The sequence below is a fragment of the Luteimonas terricola genome (genome assembly GCF_004352845.1).
GTDB classification, from domain to species: Bacteria; Pseudomonadota; Gammaproteobacteria; order Xanthomonadales; family Xanthomonadaceae; genus Luteimonas; species Luteimonas terricola.
Map to the genome: position 1 here is coordinate 1 of NZ_SJRX01000011.1, position 18,251 is coordinate 18,251.

The 18,251-nt window shown below is 68.5% G+C and carries 22 protein-coding genes; 8 read left to right on the forward strand and 14 right to left on the reverse strand.

Features of this window, described 5'->3' with window-relative positions; translation table 11 throughout:
* Positions 1 to 309: IS110 family transposase (locus tag E2169_RS13085; RefSeq protein WP_165942428.1), on the reverse strand; the 309-nt coding region annotated here is incomplete at its 3' end.
* Positions 310 to 540: 231 nt separating this feature from the next.
* Between E2169_RS13085 and crcB the strand changes: the two genes are divergently transcribed.
* Together crcB and E2169_RS13095 are read left to right on the forward strand one after the other, a co-directional pair.
* The gene (gene crcB / locus E2169_RS13090) at positions 541 to 918 is read left to right on the forward strand and encodes a fluoride efflux transporter CrcB (RefSeq protein WP_132987064.1); all 378 of its coding nucleotides are present in this window, start codon (positions 541 to 543) and stop codon (positions 916 to 918) included.
* Positions 919 to 1,047: 129 nt separating this feature from the next.
* Entirely contained in the window at positions 1,048 to 1,455 is a 408-nt protein-coding gene (locus E2169_RS13095) for a hypothetical protein (RefSeq protein WP_132987065.1), read from the forward strand.
* A 1-nt stretch (position 1,456) separates the two neighbouring features.
* On the opposite strand, the gene E2169_RS13100 is transcribed toward E2169_RS13095, so the two are convergent.
* The gene (locus tag E2169_RS13100) at positions 1,457 to 2,440 is read right to left on the reverse strand and encodes an IS30 family transposase (protein ID WP_132987066.1); all 984 of its coding nucleotides are present in this window, start codon (positions 2,438 to 2,440) and stop codon (positions 1,457 to 1,459) included.
* 209 nt (positions 2,441 to 2,649) lie between these two features.
* On the opposite strand from E2169_RS13100, the gene E2169_RS13105 reads away from it, so the two are divergent.
* The 4 genes from E2169_RS13105 (at position 2,650) to E2169_RS13120 (ending at position 4,299) form a co-directional block, all read left to right on the forward strand.
* Positions 2,650 to 2,907: a type II toxin-antitoxin system Phd/YefM family antitoxin gene (locus E2169_RS13105; protein WP_132987067.1), complete on the forward strand. Its 258-nt coding sequence runs from the start codon at positions 2,650 to 2,652 to the stop codon at positions 2,905 to 2,907.
* Complete coding sequence (locus E2169_RS13110; protein WP_132987068.1) at positions 2,895 to 3,215, forward strand: type II toxin-antitoxin system RelE/ParE family toxin; 321 nt, start codon at positions 2,895 to 2,897, stop codon at positions 3,213 to 3,215. The genes E2169_RS13105 and E2169_RS13110 overlap by 13 nt, the downstream gene beginning before the upstream one ends.
* 84 nt (positions 3,216 to 3,299) lie before the next feature.
* Positions 3,300 to 3,692: a cupin domain-containing protein gene (locus tag E2169_RS13115; RefSeq protein WP_132987069.1), complete on the forward strand. Its 393-nt coding sequence runs from the start codon at positions 3,300 to 3,302 to the stop codon at positions 3,690 to 3,692.
* Positions 3,693 to 3,765: 73 nt separating this feature from the next.
* Positions 3,766 to 4,299: a GNAT family N-acetyltransferase gene (locus E2169_RS13120; RefSeq protein ID WP_132987070.1), complete on the forward strand. Its 534-nt coding sequence runs from the start codon at positions 3,766 to 3,768 to the stop codon at positions 4,297 to 4,299.
* A 265-nt stretch (positions 4,300 to 4,564) separates the two neighbouring features.
* Here the strand turns inward: E2169_RS13120 and E2169_RS13135 are convergent, their stop codons facing one another.
* Genes E2169_RS13135 through E2169_RS13155 form a run of 5 tightly spaced genes read right to left on the reverse strand, consistent with a single transcriptional unit; the run spans position 4,565 to position 10,593 of the window.
* A complete protein-coding gene (locus tag E2169_RS13135; protein ID WP_132987071.1) occupies positions 4,565 to 5,722 on the reverse strand; it encodes an NAD-dependent epimerase/dehydratase family protein in 1,158 nt (385 codons plus the stop codon).
* Positions 5,719 to 6,780: a Gfo/Idh/MocA family protein gene (locus E2169_RS13140; RefSeq protein WP_132987072.1), complete on the reverse strand. Its 1,062-nt coding sequence runs from the start codon at positions 6,778 to 6,780 to the stop codon at positions 5,719 to 5,721. The genes E2169_RS13135 and E2169_RS13140 overlap by 4 nt, the downstream gene beginning before the upstream one ends.
* 50 nt (positions 6,781 to 6,830) lie before the next feature.
* Positions 6,831 to 8,546: a M28 family peptidase gene (locus E2169_RS13145; protein WP_132987073.1), complete on the reverse strand. Its 1,716-nt coding sequence runs from the start codon at positions 8,544 to 8,546 to the stop codon at positions 6,831 to 6,833.
* 31 nt (positions 8,547 to 8,577) lie between these two features.
* Complete coding sequence (locus E2169_RS13150) at positions 8,578 to 9,789, reverse strand: serine hydrolase domain-containing protein (RefSeq protein ID WP_370465156.1); 1,212 nt, start codon at positions 9,787 to 9,789, stop codon at positions 8,578 to 8,580.
* A gap of 15 nt (positions 9,790 to 9,804) precedes the next feature.
* Positions 9,805 to 10,593 carry a rhomboid family intramembrane serine protease gene (locus E2169_RS13155; protein ID WP_370465155.1) on the reverse strand — a complete coding sequence of 263 codons (789 nt, stop codon included), beginning with the start codon at positions 10,591 to 10,593 and terminating at the stop codon, positions 9,805 to 9,807.
* A 119-nt stretch (positions 10,594 to 10,712) separates the two neighbouring features.
* Between E2169_RS13155 and E2169_RS13160 the strand changes: the two genes are divergently transcribed.
* Positions 10,713 to 11,882: a class I SAM-dependent rRNA methyltransferase gene (locus E2169_RS13160; RefSeq protein ID WP_132987076.1), complete on the forward strand. Its 1,170-nt coding sequence runs from the start codon at positions 10,713 to 10,715 to the stop codon at positions 11,880 to 11,882.
* Here the strand turns inward: E2169_RS13160 and E2169_RS13165 are convergent.
* The gene (locus E2169_RS13165; protein ID WP_132987077.1) at positions 11,846 to 12,223 is read right to left on the reverse strand and encodes a DUF488 domain-containing protein; all 378 of its coding nucleotides are present in this window, start codon (positions 12,221 to 12,223) and stop codon (positions 11,846 to 11,848) included. The genes E2169_RS13160 and E2169_RS13165 overlap by 37 nt on opposite strands.
* 129 nt (positions 12,224 to 12,352) lie before the next feature.
* Between E2169_RS13165 and E2169_RS13170 the strand changes: the two genes are divergently transcribed.
* Positions 12,353 to 13,726 carry a DNA recombination protein RmuC gene (locus tag E2169_RS13170; protein ID WP_132987078.1) on the forward strand — a complete coding sequence of 458 codons (1,374 nt, stop codon included), beginning with the start codon at positions 12,353 to 12,355 and terminating at the stop codon, positions 13,724 to 13,726.
* A 34-nt stretch (positions 13,727 to 13,760) separates the two neighbouring features.
* On the opposite strand, the gene E2169_RS13175 is transcribed toward E2169_RS13170, so the two are convergent.
* The 6 genes from E2169_RS13175 to E2169_RS13200 all read right to left on the reverse strand — a co-directional run bounded on the left by E2169_RS13175 (position 13,761) and on the right by E2169_RS13200 (position 18,192).
* Positions 13,761 to 14,885, reverse strand: a complete 1,125-nt coding sequence (locus tag E2169_RS13175) for an MlaA family lipoprotein (protein ID WP_132987079.1) — start codon at positions 14,883 to 14,885, stop codon at positions 13,761 to 13,763.
* 26 nt (positions 14,886 to 14,911) lie between these two features.
* The gene (locus tag E2169_RS13180; RefSeq protein ID WP_132987080.1) at positions 14,912 to 15,211 is read right to left on the reverse strand and encodes an STAS domain-containing protein; all 300 of its coding nucleotides are present in this window, start codon (positions 15,209 to 15,211) and stop codon (positions 14,912 to 14,914) included.
* On the reverse strand, positions 15,195 to 15,854 hold the full coding sequence (locus tag E2169_RS13185) for an MlaC/ttg2D family ABC transporter substrate-binding protein (protein WP_132987081.1): 660 nt from the start codon (positions 15,852 to 15,854) through the stop codon (positions 15,195 to 15,197). The genes E2169_RS13180 and E2169_RS13185 overlap by 17 nt, the downstream gene beginning before the upstream one ends.
* On the reverse strand, positions 15,851 to 16,396 hold the full coding sequence (gene mlaD, locus E2169_RS13190; protein ID WP_132987082.1) for an outer membrane lipid asymmetry maintenance protein MlaD: 546 nt from the start codon (positions 16,394 to 16,396) through the stop codon (positions 15,851 to 15,853). Before mlaD ends, E2169_RS13185 begins: the two co-directional genes overlap by 4 nt.
* A 189-nt stretch (positions 16,397 to 16,585) precedes the next feature.
* Positions 16,586 to 17,335 (reverse strand): MlaE family lipid ABC transporter permease subunit, encoded by a 750-nt coding sequence (locus E2169_RS13195; protein WP_132987083.1) that lies wholly within the window; start codon positions 17,333 to 17,335, stop codon positions 16,586 to 16,588.
* Positions 17,335 to 18,192 (reverse strand): ABC transporter ATP-binding protein, encoded by an 858-nt coding sequence (locus E2169_RS13200; RefSeq protein ID WP_132987084.1) that lies wholly within the window; start codon positions 18,190 to 18,192, stop codon positions 17,335 to 17,337. Before E2169_RS13200 ends, E2169_RS13195 begins: the two co-directional genes overlap by 1 nt.
* Positions 18,193 to 18,251: the final 59 nt, after the last annotated feature.

Sequence of the window (18,251 nt, forward strand, 5' to 3'; positions counted from 1 at the left end):
CATGAGCGCCAGGATCCGGGCGTCGATGTCGTCGGTCTTGGCCAGTTCGCCGGCGGCATTGGCAAAGGCGCGAGCCTGCCGCGGGTTGACCCGGGCGATCCACAGGCCGGCATCACAGCAGGCCTCGAGCAGCGGTTCTTCGTAGCCACCGGTAGCTTCGACCACGATCCGCGTGGTTCCGAGCGTTCGCAAGCGCTTGACCAGCTTTGCGATGCCGGCGCGATTGTTGGCAAACCCGACCACGCCTGGCCGCCCATCCACGGCCAGATCCAGGCTGGCCTTGCACACGTCGATCCCTGCTGCCGTCATCCCGATTCTCCGTTACAGTCGAGTGGTCGAGAGCATCGCGCCCGAGGCCCACGCTTATCAGTTCGAGGGAAACCTCGACCAACTGTTCGGGCGCAGGGCGCGAGATCCGGCGTGCGGCCCCTGCTGAATTACGGTGGTCTGACACCGAGGCGTTATCGGGCGCGCACGTCGGGCTCTCGGCGCCTACGGTAGGGGAAACTCAAGACATAAGGCGTTAGGCCTCAAACACATATGAGCGCGTACTTGTGGGTAGGACTTGGCGGCTTCCTCGGTTCGGTGGCCCGTTACGCTGCGGCCGTCGCGCTGGGTGCTGCCCCGACGGATCGGTTTCCGTGGGCCACCTTCGCTGTCAATTGTTTGGGCTGTCTGCTGATCGGCGTGCTCGTAGGCGCTTCTGCCAAGGCATCCGTTTCGGAGCCGGTTCGCCTGTTCTTGGTCACCGGTATTCTGGGTGGCTTCACAACCTTCTCGGCGTTCGGGCTGGAGGCGCTCACCCTCCTGCGGCGCGGGGAAACAAGCCTTGCCCTGCTGTACATTCTTGGTAGCGTCCTCGTGGGCATTGCTGCGGTCTGGCTAGGGCTTCGTTTCACCAGCGGGGCAGAGGCCTAACAATGCGTTCAAGCCGAAGCCACTTCGTTCCGCAAACCACATGGCAGAAAAAGCTTGCCATGTGGTTCGCTCCAATACGCGTCTCGGCTTGACTTGGGTGTTAGGCCGCAGTCGGGTGCCGTCGCAAGCATGATCAAGAAGAGCGTGATCGTTTCGGTGCTTGTGGCGTTCGTTGCCTTTGTCGTGCTGTCGCTTGTCTGTGGCGCGCCTTACCTCGAGACACCTCTGCTTGGTGGATTGCCACTCGGCAATGGATTGGTCGCTTTAGGGCTCTGTGCCCTGGCGGGCCTGGCACTTGTACACAGCATTCGGGGCTCTGCGCTACGCGTCGCCTCTCTCGTCTCGCTGCTCGGGGCCGTACTCTGGCTTCCCGTATCAGTCGCCCTCGCGGGCAATCCGCAGCTCAACTTCAGCGGCGGGCGTGGCTCCATATGGCTGGTGCTTAGCGTGGCGGTCTTTGCCGGCTCATGCTCTACTTTGCTCTGGGGGTTGGGGGCAGCGGCGCTAGCCAAGATCCGGGGCGCAGGTGCGGGGTGAATTAACCCCCCACGTGCACCACCCCTGAGATCGCGTTGAGCCTTTCAATGGGCGTCTGGTAGCCATACCGCTTCCTCGGTCTTGAGTTGAGTTTTTGCGCAATGCGATCGCAGTCACGTTGCCGTACGCGTGCGAGGCTCTTTCGCTTGGGAAAGTACTGTCGCAGCAGGCCGTTGAAGTTCTCGTTGCTGCCGCGCTCCCAAGGTCGATGCGAATAGGCGAAGTAGCAGCGTATACCGGCGGCTTCTTCCAGCGCCTTGTAGCCGTGGAACTCGGTGTCGTTGTCCCAGGTGATGGTCTTGAAGGGTAGGCCGCTGTCGCGGATGACCTCCAAGACCGCGCGGTTGACTGCGGTAACGGTGCGGTGGCGCAACTTCTTGACCAGACTGATCCCTGCGCTGCGGTCGACCAATGTGAGGAGGCAGTCGCGCTCGCCTGTGGCGCCCGTGACGGTGTCGCCTTCCCAGTGGCCGGGTTCCAGGCGCAGCTCAACGGCTTCGGGCCGGGTGTCGATCATGGGCTTGCCCTGCAGGCGACCGCGCTTTTCCAGCCAAAACGTCCGTTTGCGGCGGCGCTTCCCGCCCTGTTTCAGGTGCCGGTACAGACGGCCGCCCTGGCGTTGATCCTTGCGCACGTGGCGATAGATCGTGGCGTGGCTGATCGGCACGCCCACAGCCTTCCTGGACGCGCCGGCGATCTGCTCCGGACTGCACTGATCTTCCTGCAGCACCGTTTCAATCCAGTCGTAGATCTCGGGCGGGTGGTGCTTGATCTGCCGCGAGCGGCGACGCCGGCCGTTGGTCCGTTCCTGTGCCTTGCTGGGCCGATAGGCGCCGTCGGTGGCGTGGCAGGCGTTGCGGCTGAGCTCGCGCCTGATCGTCGTGTGGCTGCGATCGAGCACGCGGGCTATATGGCGGGCGCTGAAGCCCGCTCGATTCATCGCGCCCAAGGTGTATCTTTCATGCTCGGTGAGCTGGTTGTACATGGGGGATCGTCTCTTGCCGGAGGGATCCCACCCAGTCTGCCAGCTCACCTCTGTAGTATCGGGCGGCGTGGGCGGTGCACTTACTTTGTTAACCTGCGAGGCCTAACAATTCATTCAAGCCGACGTCACTACGCGGCGCGGCTCAACTCAGTGTTAGGTCCTTGCCCCAGCACTTGCGCGGGGCCAAAGTGATACTGTAGTGTCACTTCATGCGTACAGAACTCGTTACCACCCTCAAGCGCCAGGCGACCGAGCTCCTTTCCGATATCGAGCGGGACAAGGAGCCTATCCTCATCACGCAGCACGGCCTGCCGAGCGCGTACCTCGTGGACGTTGAGAGCTTTCAGCTCATGCAGCGACGCATGACAGTGCTCGAGGGAATCGCACGCGGAGAGCAGGCGATTGCCGAGGGTCGTGTGGCGACGCACGCACAAGCCAAGAAGCGTCTCGCCAGATGGCTGAAATAGTCTGGTCAGAGCCTGCGCTGAGCGACCTGGATGCCATTGCCGACTACATTGCGTTGGAAGACCCGGTCGCTGCCTCGGAGCTGGTCAAGCGCATCTTTGCTCATGTCGAGCGACTTGCTGATCATCCAGAGAGCGGTAGCCGCCCACAAGAGCTTGGGCGTTCACGGTATCGGCAGGTTGTGGAGCCGCCTTGCCGCGTCTTCTATCGCTACGATGGGCACAAGGTGTTCATCCTGTACGTCATGCGCGCAGAGAGATTGCTTCGTAAGGGACGGTTGGCATCGCGGCAGGCAAAGGCCCAACAATAGGCCTCGCGCACACATGTCCGCACCGCATGGATCCACCCGTTACAGAGGACTGGGGGCATCCAATTCCGCCAGGTGAGGTGTGACATGCGCATCGCAAAGACTGATATTCCAGCACGTATCACCATTCCTGGAGCCACGGCTCGGCAGATTCCAGACTTCGGTGATGCCAGTGGTTATGGAGCTATTGGGGCAGAGTACTTCTCACTTGGGCAAGGCACGGACATGGCTCCATTGCTCCAAGGGCTCACTGATGATCTTTGCCAATCCCCGCATTGGGGCTATCTCATGGAAGGCGAGATCATCGTTACGTACAAAGACGGGACCCATGAGTCTGTAGCTGCTGGTGACATGTTCTTCTGGCCTCCTGGACATACGGTGCGAGTCGAGAAAGATGCTGAGGTGGTGCTTTTCAGCCCGCAGCATGAACATGGCCAAGTGATCGACCACATGCTAGGGAAGCTCGCGGGTGAGGCCTAACAATTCATTCAAGCTGAACCCGCTTCGCGGGTCGGCCTGGTTCCTGTGTTAGCCCTCATACCCGGTTTCCCCAATGTTTGAGAGATTGCCACACAGCCTGGAACGCTTGCGCCTCCGCACCCTGCGGCCAGACGATCTTGATGCCTTTCACGCGTATCGCAGTGATCCAGTTGTCGCAAGGTACCAAGGCTGGGAACCAATGACGCGATGGGAGGCTTCGGACTTCCTGCGGTCTCAAGCCGCCCAAACCAGCCTCGCGCCTGACACATGGCGACAGTTGGCAATTGCCGACGTGAAGAGCGATTTATTGATCGGTGATATTGGTGTATGGCTTTCTCCTGACTGTGTACAAGCAGAGTTTGGCCTTAGCATCACCCCCGTGGTTCAGGGAAACGGGTATGGCGCTGAGTGCGTACGCGGGCTGATAGAGCTCTTGTTCTCGGCCACAGCCGTCGCTGAAGTTGTGGCAAACGCGGATGTCCGTAATTTGGCGTGCCTCGCGGTCTTGGCGCATTCAGGCATGCGCCACATGGACACGCGACAGGCTGAGTACAAGGGTGAGATTTGTACAGGGCATCTGTTCTCAGTGCGCAAGGCTGAGGGCTGACAATTCATTCAGGCTGAAGCCGCTTCGCGGCGCGGCTTGACTCCGGGTTAGGCGGCTATGGTGCATCTCAGTAGACGAGCCTTTGTTGCTACAGCTGCGGCTGGGACGGTAGTACTTGCTGCGTCCGGCTGAGTGGAGAGAGCAGAATGTATGGGCTGGTCGGCAAGATGAGGGCGGTGGCGGGGCAACGTGACGCTCTGATTGCCATCCTGCTTGACGGTGTATCGGGCATGCTTGGCGTTCAAGCTGAAACCCCTCCTTTGGGTCAAACGATGCGTGCGAAGCGCATCCACTCGCCCGTGCGTCGGGCGCCGAGTTCGAACGGATGGGCCGGCTTCCAGCCGAGCCGGGCCTTGGCCAGGTCGTTCGACACCCACGACCGGTAGGCCTCGCGCACGACCCGGCCCGGATTGGGCACCTCGACCGCTGCGGTGTCGTCGGCGTGCGCGGTGGCGCGCCGGCCCTGCAGTCGGGACTTGATGATCATCTTCTGTTCCGGGGAGATCCGTCCGGCGACCAGCTCCTTGGTGCCGCGAATCAGCCTGCCCACCGGCGGGATGGTGCCGAGCTGGGTATGGAAAGCCGGGGAGGCGGCGAGCCGGAGCGCCGCGGTGACGCTGTCGCGCGCGCGCGGTCGTCTCCCCTGCCAGTAGGCGGCAATGTCGTCGGGCGAGTGGTCATGGGTCGTCTTCGGGCCTTCGACCATGCCGGCGAAAGTAGTGATGAAGTCCCGCCACGTGATGCGGGTATCGCCGTTGATCAGGAGCGCCGCGCCGACCGCGTCGTCGCCGTCGAGCGCCGCCATGATCGCTTCGCAGACGTCGTCGACGTACACCGCGTTGCAGACGCCGCGGCCACCGTCGATCATGCTGATCCGCCCCTCCCGCGCGCCCTGGATGATTGGCGTGACGAAGAAGCTGTAGGGCCCGTAGACGATGGTCGGGCGGAGGACGACGGTCTCGAGCGCGCCCCGCTTCCCGGCCGCCGTGACCACGGCTTCGCCGGCAGCCTTGGCGTCGGAGTAGGCCTCGCCCCAACGCTTGATCGACGCGGTGCTTTCGGTGAGCACCGGCAGCTCCGGCGATGGTCCGTGCACCGCCATCGAGCTGACGTGGACGAGGCGTCGGACTCCGGCACGCGTGCAGGCGTTGACGAGGTGCGCGGTCTGCTTCCTGGTGCTCTGGTCGTCGCCATGGGCCAGGTTGATGACGGCGTCGCACCCTTTTACCGCCCGCGCCAGGCTGCCGGGGTCGAGCATGTCGCCGGCAACCAGCTCGGTGTCCAGGCGGGCAATCCGGACGGCGCGCGAGAAGTCGCGGACCAGCGCGCGGTACGGGAGCCGGTACTCCAGCGACAGGAGCTCGCACAGGCGCGAGCCGATGAACCCGGTGGCGCCGGTGACGAGGATCCGGGCGGGCTTCATGCCGATGCCTCGATCCGCGCCAGCCAGGGCTGCGCCATCGGTGTCCGCAGCGCGTATGCCGCCTCGATGACCGCCAGCGCATGCAGTGCCGACTCGGCGGTCACGAACGGTTCGCGCCGCTCGCGGACGGCGCCGATGAAGTCGTCGAGCTGCGCCCGGTAGTGGCTGCGTCCGTCCCACCGCGGGGCGCACGCGATCTGCATCTCCATCGGGCCGCGTCGCGTGGTCCGGTGGAGGGTCAGGGTCCGCGGATCCGCGGTCGATGCCTCGAGCGTGCCGCGTTCGCCGACCACGCGGATGCTGCGGCGCAGCCGGTGCGACCAGCTGAACTCCAGGCGCGCCGGCACCGGTCGCCCGCCGATGCGCAGGACGCCGGTCAGCTTGGCGTTGCTCTCGAAGCCGCCGAGGGCATCGTCTTCGTAGGCGATCCCGGTGAGATCGCCGAACAGCCAGAGCATCCGGTCGAGAAGGTGCACGCCGGTGTCGAACAGGACGCCGCCGCCGGTCGCGTTGCGATCGAAATAGCTGTTGCTTGCCATCGGCCAGTCCAGCGGCGCGCCGTCCTCGACGATGACTTCGCGGACCTCACCGATCTCCCCCTCTTCCACCAGGTCCGCGAGCCACCGGTTGTGCGGGAAGAACCGCATCATGAGCGCGACGGCGAGTACGCGCCCGGTCCTGCGAGCGGCCTCCGCCATCCTGCGGCCGTCGGCGACCGTGATCGCGAGCGGCTTCTCGCACAGGACGTCGATCCCCATTTCCATGAGCTGGATCGCAACCGGGGCGTGGAAGCGTGGTGGAACGGCCACGATGGCGGCGTCGACCTTGCCGGCGAGCTCGGCGAGGTCAGTGGTGATCGCGGCATCCATGCCGCTTTCGCGCGCGGCCTGCGTGGCGTTGCCGCGATCGCGGTCGCAGAGCACGGTCACCTCCACCCGGCGGTCTCCGGCAATGACCGGCAGATGCGCCGCGCGCGTGATCGCACCGCATCCGACTATGCCCAGCCGTACCGGCCGGTCGGAAGGTAAGCTCGTCAAGATCGTTCCCCCTGTTGACACACTGGGGACACGCGAATTGGACCGTCAACCGGCCTTGTTGCGCACGCGAGCTAGGGCTCGATCCCGCCGGCCGGCGCTTGGCCACCAAAGTGTTCGCCGAAGAAGTCCCCATCGTTCCACGCCGGTCGCGCATCGGCGTCGGCGATGCCCTGCGCGATGCGCGCGGACAGCCGTGCCAGGCGCGCCGCGTCGTCGTAGTTGATCGGAAGGTCTGCCTGGTCGCAGGGGCGGTGGTAGCAGTTGCGCATGAACCAGGTGGCGGAGACCTTGGGATCGCGGTCGGGATCGGCGGCTTCGATGCCGCCGTCGAGGTAGAGGGCGGGAATGCCTTCGCGCACGAAGGAGAACTGGTCGCTGCGCACGAACACGGCTTCTTCCGGGAAGGGGTCGGGCGAGACCTTGACGCCGATCTCGCGGGCGGCGGCATCGACCACGGCCTTCAGCGACGAGTGCTCGACGCCGATCGGCACGACGTCGCGGCTGGGCGCGGTCAGCACGGGCATGTCGATGTTGATGTTGGCGACCAGTGCACCGTCGGAGATGGTCGGGTGGCGGGCGAACCACTGCGAGCCGAGCAGGCCCTGCTCTTCGGCGGTGACGGCGACGAACAGCTGCGGGCGGCGGGGTGCTTCGTCGGCCGCGGCGAGTTCGCGCGCGGCCTCGGTCATGATCGCGACGCCCAGGGCGTTGTCGAGCGCGCCGTTGTAGATCGCATCGCCGTCGACTTCGATGCCGATGCCGACGTGGTCGAGGTGGGCGGTGTGGACGATGTACTCGTCGGCCACCGCGGGGTCGCCGCCGTGCAGCAGGCCGACGACGTTGCGGGAGTCCAGCGGTTCGACGCGGGTGTGCACGGCCAAAGACAGGCGCACAGGCATGTCGAAGCCGCGCAGGGTGCCGGCGCGGGCCTGGTCGGCGAGCTGCGCGGCGCTGCGGTCGCCGCCGGCGAAGAGGGTGTCGGCCGCGGCGGCGCTCACGCGGGCCACCACCTGCAGTTCGGGCCAGGTGTCGATGCCGCGGCCGTCGGCGCCACGCAGGCGCATGCTGGGGCGGTCCCAGGCGGCGGCGCTGCGCGCCCAGGGCGTGCGCACTTCGTCGGCGGCGGTGCTGACCAGCACCGCGCCTGCGGCACCGCGCTCGGCCACGCCGCGCAGCTTTTCGGCCAGGGAGGCGTGGAAGGCGCGCCGGGTGTCGTCGAAACGTTCCGGTGCGCCGCCGAACATCACCGCGACCTTGCCGCGCAGGTCCAGGCCGGCGAAGTCGTCATGGCCCAGGGCCGGCGCGTGCACGGCCTGGCCGACGAACACGGCGGCGGCGTCGATGGCGGCCTCGGGGCGGTTGAAGTTGGCCATCGGCAGGAACTGGTGCTGGAAGTCCAGGGTGGTGGCCTCGTCGCCCAGCCGCACGCCGAAGCGCGCGCTCTCGGCGGCGATGGTGGCGCGCAGCAGGGGCACGCGCTGGAACCAGCCGCCATCCTCGCCGCCGGGGACCAGTCCGGCGTCGGCAAAGCGTTCGGCGGCGTACTCCGCGGCCAGGTCGTAGCCGGGGGTGCCGGTCTCGCGGCCCTGCATGCGGTCGTCGGCGAGCGTGCGCACGTCGTCCTCGATGCGGTTGGCGGCGGGGTCCTGCGAGCGTTCGGCGGCGGTGGCGGACGGCGCGCCGGCTTCGGGCGCGGCATCGCGCTGGCAGGCGGACAGGCCCGGAAGCAGGGCGACGGCGGCGGCAAGGGCAAGGGCTGCCGGCGACAGGCGGCGGGCAAGGGGCATGGCGGGGTCCAACGGTGCGAAGGCGACAAGCCTAGCGTGCGTCGGCCTCGCGAAGGAACGCCTCGCCGATGGCGCGGGCGGCAGCATAGGGTTCGGGGTCGTTGCGGTTGCTGAGCAGGAGCACGGTCAGCCGCTGCGCGGGCCAGCGCAGGATGACGTTGCGGAAGCCCATGGTCTCGCCCGAGTGCCACTTCAGGCCGTCGTGCAGGCGCCACCCGTAGCCGTAGGCGTGGACGTCGTCTTCGCCGGTGGGCGTGGTGGTCTGGGCGGAGAACGCCAGCGCGCGCGAGGCGTCGGCGAGCAGGCGGTCGTCGTACAGCGCGGCGTCCCACTTCGCGAGGTCGTCGATCGAGGAGTAGATGCCGCCGTCGCCGAGTACGGCGCTGGTGGTGGACTGGTCGGTGCGCCGCCAGCCATCGCCCTCGGCGCTGTGGCCGTAGGCGCGCTTGTCGACATGGTTGGCGCCGTCGACGAAGGCCACGGTGTGGTCCATGCCCAGCGGCGCGAAGATGCACTCGCGGAGGAAATCGGGGTAGCGCTTGCCGGAGGCCTGTTCGACGATCAGGGCCAACAGGGCGTAAGCGCTGTTGCTGTAGCGGTAGGCGCTGCCGGGGGCGAAATAGGGCGGGCCGATGGTGTCATCGACAACGCTTGGTGCGCTGTCGTCACGGGCGGCAAGCGCATCGGGGTCGAGTCCGGTATCGGCATCGATAACATCACCGCTTCCGACACTGGCATCAGCACCGCCAGCACCACAAGCCCACCCGGTCGCCAGCAGGCACAGCACGTCCGCGTCGCGCACCTGGCCGCTGAAGTCGGCCGCCATCAGGTCCTCGTAGTCGTGCAGGCCCGAGGTGTGGCTGAGCAGGTGGTGCAGGGTCACGCCGTCCGCGTTCGCGGGAAGCGCGGGCAGCCAGCGGCGCACGGGATCGTCCAGGCGCAGGCGGCCGTCCTCGGCCAGCAGCAGGACGGCGGCAGCGGTGAACTGCTTGCTCACCGAGGCCAGGCGGAAGTTGGTGCCGGGGGTGACCGGTATGCCGGCCTCGACATCGGCCAGCCCGACGCCGCGGAGGACCACGGGTTCGCCGTCGCGCAGCACGAGCAGGGCCGCGCCCGGCACGTCGCCCGTGTAGCGCTGCAGCCGGGCGTCGACTTCGGCCATGGCCCTGTTCTCCGTGGCATCGCTCGCGGTGGCGCCGCTCCAGGGCAGGATCGCCATCAGCAGGAGGGTCGCAGGGTGGATGCGCATGGCCGGAGTCTAGCGCCGATCGCGCGGCGGGAACTCCAGCACCTTCCCGCGCTCGTCGCCATCGGATTCGGGGCGCGTCCACAGCACCGGCACGTCATCGGGCAGCTGCGATTCGAACTGGTCGCGCTCGGCCTCCGCGCGTGCGGCGTCGGCGGCGGCCTGTTCCTCTTCGAGCTCCCAGCTGTAGCGCTTGCGCGGCGCCGCCGGGTCGAAGCGGCGGAACAGCCAGGCGGCGACGATGCCGCCGATCGCGCCGCCCAGGTGCGACTGCCAGGACACGCCAGGCTCGCGCGGGAGCACGGTCAGCAGCATGCCGCCGTAGAACATGAAGCCGATCATGGTGGCGGCGATGGCGGCGCGGTCGCGGCGCAGCACGGCCAGCGCCATCACCAGGAACATCAGGCCGTGGGTCACGCCGCTGGCGCCGAGGTGCCAGGAGCCCGGCGCGCCCAGCAGCCAGGCGCCCAGCCCGGAGCCCAGCCACATCAACGGCAGGCCGCGCAGGGTGGCGCGCGGGTAGACCCAGCCGGCCAGCGTGCCCAGGAACAGCACGGCCACGCCGTTGGCGACGACGTGCTCGAGCGAGCCGTGCAGCAGCGGCGCGCTGAGGATGCCGAACAGGCCTGCGATGCTGCCCGGCGCCACCGAGAACAGGCGCGCGTCGAAGCCCGCCTGGGCGATGTACACCACGGCCAGCAGCGCGACGAAGATCGCCGAGGCGCCGGCGGCGAGGCGGAAGCGGCGCCAGTCGGCGGCGCGCTGGGCCGCGGAGTCGGGCGGGTGGTCGTGGCTGGGCAGGTGCATGTTCCCAAAGCATGGCGACGGACGCCGGCAACGCAAGGGCCGGACCCCGGGCACGGCACCGGCCGTGGCTGCCGACGTCCGGGGCCGCCGCTGCGACCCGGTAGAATCACGGCATGAACGACGCCCTGCCCGTGGTCCGCCTGCGCAACGCCTGGCGGTCCAGCCATCCGTGGATTTTCCAGAAGCTGGTCGAGAAGCCGACCCCCAGGCCCAAGCCCGGGACCATCGTCGATGTGGTCGGCGTGGACGGCGAGTGGATCGGCCGCGGCTTCTACAACGGCCATTCGCGGATCGCGGTGCGCATCCTCGAGACCAACCCGAACGTGCCGGTCGACGCCGGCTGGTTCTCGCGCAAGATCGCCGACGCGGTGGCGCTGCGCCGCGAGGTGCTGCGCCTGGACGCGTCCAGCGACGCCTGGCGCGTGGTGCACAGCGAGGGCGACGGGCTCAGCGGCCTGGTGGTCGACCGCTACGCGGACCTGCTGGTGCTGGAGTATTTCAGCGCCGGCATGTTCCGCCACCGCGAATGGATCATGGAGGCGCTGCGGGAGCAGTTCCCGGGCTGCCGCTTCCACGCCTTCGCCGACGAGCACGTGCAGAAGCAGGAGAGCTTCGATTTCCACGGCACGCCGGGCACCGAGCCCGCGATCATCACCGAGCACGGGATCCGCTTCCGCGCCGATCCCTCGGGCGCGCACAAGACCGGCTTCTTCGCCGACCAGCGCGAGAACCGCGAATGGCTGAGCCGCCAGGTGGCAGGCAAGCGCGTGCTGGACCTGTGCTGCAACACCGGCGGCTTCGCGGTGTATTCGGCGGTGCGCGGCGCGGCGGACGTGGTGGGCGTGGACATCGACGCCGACGTGATCGAGCTCGCCAAGGGCAATGCGAAGCTCAACGGCGTGCGCCCACGCTTCGTGCAGGCCGACATCTTCCCGTGGCTGCGCGATGCGTCCAATGCCGGTGAGCGTTACGACGTGGTGGTGCTGGACCCGGCCAAGATGACGCGCGACCGCGAGCAGGTGATCCCGGCGCTGAAGAAGTACCTGGACATGAACAAGCTGGCGCTGTCGGTGGTGGCGCCGGGCGGGCTGCTGGCGACGTTCTCGTGCACGGGCCTGGTGGCCGAGGACCAGTTCCTGGACATGCTGCGGCGGGCGGCGTTCTTCTCCAACCGCACGGTGCAGGTGCTGAAGGTGTCGGGCGCCGGGCCGGACCATCCGTTCATGGCGAACGCGCAGGAGTCGCGCTATCTGAAGGCGGTGTTCTGCCGGGTGCTGGACTGACGGAGGTATTCGGCCAGGGCGACGGCGTTGTTGTGGCCCTCGTCGTGCGCGGCATACAGCAGGGTGGCGCGGGCACCGCGGCCCAGTGCCTTGCGCAGCTCGGCCAGTCCTTCGGGATTGGCGTCCAGCTCGGCAAAGTAGCGGCGCTTGAACTCCGGCCACTTGTCCGGATCGTGGTCGAACCAGTGGCGGAGCCCGTCGCTCGGCGCCACCGATTTCACCCAGGGCACGCCTTCAAGATCGGCCTTCGACTTGCCGCGCGGCCACAGGCGGTCGACGAGTACACGGTGGCCTTCGCCGGTGCCGGGATCGGAATAGACGCGGCGGACCTGGATTTTCATGTGGTTTGGTCTCCCGCCAATCGGGTGTGGGAGCAGCCATGGCTGCGATTTCAGGATTCCAGGTCGGGCCTGGTTGCGGCTGGCGTTCCGGTCGCGATGGCTGCGACCCGCCACGGATACACTGGACGCATGGATGTTCAGACCTTGTTGATTCTGGTGCTGGCGGCGGTGGCGGTGGCCATCGTGCTGCTGGTGGTCCTGCTGCTGCGGCGCCCGGAGGCGGCGCTGGCGTCGCTGCGCCTCGGGCTTGAGGAGGCGCTGCGCGCGGAGCAGCGCGACGGACGCGGGGAGCTGCGGCAGCAGCTCGACAGCCTGGGTTCCGCGCAGGGGCAGCGGATCGACGGGTTTGCCGCCCGGCTGACCGAGTTCAGCACCCGCACCGACCAGCGCCTGGACGTGCTGCGCGATGCCCTGGGCGAGGACGCGCGCAAGGCCCGCACCGAGGGCGCCGAGGCGCAGCAGCGCTTCGCCGACCAGCTCGGCCAGCGCCTGGGCGAACTCACCCAGCGCAACGAGCAGCGCATCGGCGAGATGCGCACCACGCTGGAATCGCAGCTCAAGTCGCTGCAGGCCGACAACGCACAGAAGCTCGAGCAGATGCGCGCCACCGTCGACGAGAAGCTGCAGACCACGCTCAACACCCGCCTGGACGCCTCGTTCAAGCTGGTGTCCGAGCGCCTGGAGCAGGTGCAGCGCGGGCTGGGCGAGATGCAGGAGCTGGCCACCGGCGTCGGCGACCTCAAGCGCGTGCTGGGCAACGTCAAGACGCGCGGCATCTTCGGCGAGGTGCAGCTGGCGTCGCTGCTGGAGCAGGTGCTGACCATCGGCCAGTACGAGACCAACTGCGCCACCGTGCCCGGCAGCGGCGACCGCGTGGAGTTCGCGATCCGCTTGCCCGGCACGCAGCCGGACATGCCGATCCTGCTGCCGATCGACGCCAAGTTCCCGCGCGACGACTACGAGCGCCTGCTCGACGCCCAGGACCGCGCCGATCCCGAGGCCGCGACCCAGGCCGCCGTGGCGCTGGAGCGCCAGGTGCGGGTGGAGGCCAAGCGCATCCGCGACAAGTACCTGGCACCGCCGCATACCACCGACTTCGCGCTGCTGTTCCTGCCGACCGAGGGCCTGTACGCCGAAGTGCTGCGCCGCCCCGGCCTGTTCGAAGCGCTGCAGCGCGACTTCCGCGTGACCGTGGTCGGGCCGACCACCCTGTTGGCGCTGCTCAACAGCCTGCAGATGGGCTTCCGCACGCTGGCGATCGAACAGCGCTCGAGCGAGGTCTGGCAGCTGCTGGGCGCGGTGAAGTCGGAGTTCGGGAAGTTCGCGACCGTGCTGGAGCGGGCCCACGGCCAGCTCGACACCGTGCAGAACAGCATCAAGCAGGCCGGCGTGCGCACGCGCGCGATCGAGCGCCAGCTCAAGGGCGTGGAGACGCTGCCCGGGGCGGAGGCGCAGGAGTTGCTGGGGGATGCGCCGGGCGCGAACGGCGCCGACGAGGACTAGGGCCGGCGCCTGGTTCCGGTCGCCGGCACGGCGGTCAGGAGCCCGAGCCCGGCACGATCGGCATCACGTCCACCGGCACCGTCGGGTTGGCTTCGTCCTCGAGCAGGTAGTCGGGAAGATCGCTCTGGTCTTCGCGGATGCTGTCGCCGTGGATCTGGTAGTTGCGGCGCTGCATCCAGGCGTCGCGCACCAGGGCGTATTCGTCGGCGGCACCCTCGCGCAGGCGGTCGACCGCGAACAGCTGGGTGCGCAGATCGACCAGCTGCAGGCCCTGCAGGCCGATGCGCACCGCGTCGTCGTCGACCTGGCGCAGCGGCGAGACCTGGCCGTCGCCGACCAGTCCGAAGACGTCGCGCACGGTGCGCGGGCCGAACAGCGGCAGCTCGACGTAGCGCGAGGTCTCCCAGCCCCAGACGCCGAGCGTCTGCCCGAAGTCTTCGCTGCGGTTGGGGATGTGCATGCGCGATGCCGGGTCGAACAGGCCGCCGACGCCGATCGTGGCGTTGACCAGGAAGCGGCCCAGCGACTGACCGGCCTGCTTCGGCTTGCCCTGCAGCAGGGCGTTGAGCGCGCTGACCGGCTGGCCGAGGTTGCTGAAGAAGTTGCCCACGCCCAGGCGCATGGGGCGCGGCACGGCCTTCATGTAGGCACGGGCCAGGGGCTCGGCGACGGCGCGGTCGATGGCCATGTTGAAGCCGTGCACCCGGCGGTTCCAGCCTTCCCAGGGGTCGTGGCTGGCGCCCGGGAGCTGGGCCGGCGCCGGCAGGGTCGGGTCGGCCACGGGGTCGTAGACGTCGCCGCCGTAGATGGCGGCGAAATCGAGCTCGGCCTGGGTGGGATCGCGGCCGGGTTCGGCGGCATCGAAGCCGTCGCTGGACGCGGGATCGGGATCGGGATCGAAACCATCGGCGGGCAGGGCGCCAGCGTGGCCGTCCAGCGCGGCGGCCTCGCTGCCGATATCCGCCTGCGTGCCTGCCGCTGCGGCATCGTGGATCGCCGTCGATCCATCGATGGTGCCGTGGTCGGCGGTGGCGGCGACCGTGGCCGCGGGCTCAAGCGGCGCCTGCGCGCGCGGTGCGGTGCCGGCGCAGCCGACAAGCAAGGCCAGGGCGAGCGCGGCCGCGGCCGTGCGCAGGCGGGATGGTACTTGGCTGTGCATGCGTGTCCTTGGGCCGTCCCGATGTCTCAGGACGCGAAGCCGAGTGCCGTATCGAGACGATAGGCGGCGCGGAGGTCGGCCAGGCCGGGCGGCTCGCCGATCACGTCGATGGCGGCGCCGCGCGCGGCGGTCTCCGCCAGCGCCGACAACAGCGCCAGGCCGGCGCTGTCGATCCGCGTCACCGCGCCGATGTCGATGCGGCGTGCGCCGGCGGCCTGCGGCTGCGCGGCGCGCCACAGCGCGGGCACCGCGGCACGGACGAGGGCGCCGCTGAAGCGCAGCGCCTCGCCGTCGCGGTGCACGGCGGCCTCAGTTGCCGCCGGCATCGGCCTGGACCCGCCCGGCGCTCAGGTCGGCCGCGACGTCGCGGATCGACTTGCGCGACAGCGGGGTGTCGAACTGCTGGCGGAAGGTCTGCACGAAGGACACGCCTTCGACCATCACGTCGAACACGCGCCAGCCGTTGGCGGTCTGCCGCATCAGGTAGTCGACCGGGATCGGCTCGCCGCCCGAGCGCAGCATCTCGCTGGACACCTTGACGCCCAGCCCGCGCGGCAGCGGGGTTTCCGACTTCACGCGCACGCGCAGCCGGGTGTTGAAGTCGAGCAGCGAGCTGCCGTAGCGGCGCATCAGGCTGTCGGCCAGCGCGTCGGCGAAGACCTTCACCTCGGCATCGCTGGCGCCGCGGCCGTGGCGGCCGAGCACCTGGCGCGCCGAGTACTCGCGGTCGAACATCTGGTCGAATTCGCCGGCGATGAAGCCCTGCAGCTTGCTGCGGTCGGCGGTGAACTCGGCGCGGCGCTCTTCCAGCGTGGTCAGGATGCGCTGGCTGTTGTCGAGCACCAGCTTGCTGGGCGATTCGCCCTGCGTGCTGGCGGCGGCGGGCTGGGCGGCCTGGGCCTGCACCGCGAACGGTGCGGCGGCAAGCAGGGCGGACGCCAGCAGGAGGGGGATCAGGGGACGGTTCATTCGTTGGGCTCCGTGGGGGACGGGGTCTCTTCGGCCGGCATGTCGGGCGCCGGTGTGCCTGCGGCAGCGCCGCCATCATCGCCGCCGCCGCTGAACATGTACTTGCCGACCATCTGCATCAGGTCGACGGCGGGCTGGGTGTAGACCAGTTCTTCGCCGGGCAGGAACACTTCCATGTCGCCGCCTGGCTGGAGGCCGACGTAGCTTTCGCCAAGCAGGCCGCCGGTGAGGATCTGCGCCGAGGTGTCGATCGGGATCTCGTTGAAGCGCGTGTCGATCGCCAGGGTCACGATGGTGTCGAACTTCACCGGATCAAGGTCGATCCCCGCCACGTGGCCGATGGTCACGCCACCGACCTTCACCGGCGCGTTGGGCCGCAGCTGGCCGAGATTGGTGAAGCGCGCGGTCAGCTCGTAGCTGTCGCGCGCGAAGCCGAACTTGCCGTTGGTGGACGCGATCGCCAGCACCAGCACGGAGGCCAGCGCGAGGAGCAGGAACGCTCCGACGGCGAATTCGAGGCGGGGACCACGGGATGTGTTCATTGGGAGACCTCGGAAGAGCGGTTTTGGCCACGGATTTACGCGGATGGACGCGGATCAAGGGCAGAGCAGAACAAAAGCTTTTTTTGCCACGGATTTACGCGGATGACGCGGATAAGAGCAGGAAAGCGGGGAGCCGATCCGTGTGATTCGCGTCATCCGCGTAAATCCGTGGCCAAACGCCCTTCTCTTTCATCGGAAGAGCAACGCGGACAGGACGAAGTTGAACATCAGCACCAGCAAGGAGGCGTTGACGACGGCGCGGGTGGTGGCGACGGAGGTGCCTTCGATGGTCGGTTCGGCGTGGAAGCCGACGTAGGCCGCGACCAGGGCCGCGGTGCCGCCGAAGACGGCCGACTTCAGGAAGGCGACCAGGAAGTCGTCGCGGAAATCGACCACGTCGCGCATGGTCTGCCAGAAGGTGCCGTTGTCGACGCCGAGGATCTGCACGGCCTGGAACCAGCTCGCGCTCAGCGCCAGGCTGACGAAGAAGGCGGTCAGCAGCGGCACGCAGAGTACCGCCGCCCAGAAGCGCGGCGCGACCGCCTTGGCGATCGGATCGATGGCCATCAGGCCCAGGGCCTGGATCTGGTCGGTGGCGCGCATCAGCGCCAGTTCGGCCGCGATCGAGGAGCCGGCGCGGCCGATGAAGAGCAGCGCGGTCAGCACCGGCGCCAGCTCGCGGTACAGGCCCAGGCCGATCAGCACGCTGACCTGGTTCGATGCGCCGTAGGTCTCGAGCGCGCGGTAGCCGAGCAGGGTCAGCGACAGGCCGACGAAGGCGCCGCCGACGGCGATGATCGGCATGCTGCGCGCGCCGATCTTGTAGATCTCGCGCAGCAGCTCGGCGAAGAAGTCGCCGGTCGGCTTCGAGGCCGCGAACACCGACAGCGAAAACAGGCCGGCGCGGCCGAGCGAACGGGTGCTGGAGATGAAGGGCATCAGCGGGCCTCCGTGGCGGGCCGGGACGCGCCGGGTGTCGCGGGCGATGCGGGTGTGGCCTCGTGGCTCGCCGCGGACGCCGGGTCGAAGGCGATCGGGCCGTCGGGCTCGCCGCGCAGGAACTGGCGCAGCAGCGGGTCGTCGCTGGCCTCGAGCTCGGCCGGCGTGCCGGCGAAGACGATGCCGCGGTTGGCGGTCACCAGCACCTGGTCGGCGATGGGCAGGGTCTCGCGCACGTGGTGGCTAACGATGACGCTGCTCAGGCCGAGGGTGGCGTTGAGGCGCGCGATCAGGCTCATGATCACGCCGGACGCGATTGGGTCCAGCCCGGTCAGCGGCTCGTCGTAGAGCATCAGCGGCGGGTCGAGCGCGAGCGCGCGGGCCAGCGCCACGCGGCGCGCCATGCCGCCGGAGAGTTCGCGCGGATACAGATCGGCGGCGGTGCGCAGGCCCACGGCGTGCAGCTTCATCAGCACCAGCTGTTCGATGACCGGCGGCGGCAGCCTGGTATGCGCGCGCAGCGGCAGCGCGACGTTCTCGCCGGCGGTGAGGTCGGTGAGCAGGCCGTTGCCCTGCAGCAGCACGCCGATACCCTTGCGCAGCTCCAGCAGCTCGCGATGGCGGCGCGGCACCGCCTGGCCGAAGACCTCCACGCTGCCCGCGGCCGGCGCCAGCTCGCCGGTCAGCGCCGCCAGCAGGGTCGACTTGCCGCTGCCCGAGGGGCCAAGGATCGCGGTGATGCTGCCGCGCGGGACCACCAGGTCGATGTCCGACAGGATCGTGCGCGCACCGCGGTCCAGGCGCACGCCGGAGAGGCGGACGGCGGGGACGTTCGATGCGGGCGCTGCGTGGGGCATGGGGGGCTGCCGGGAGTTGCGGACGGGCAAACGCGAGAGCTTGGCCGGAAGTGGCTGAA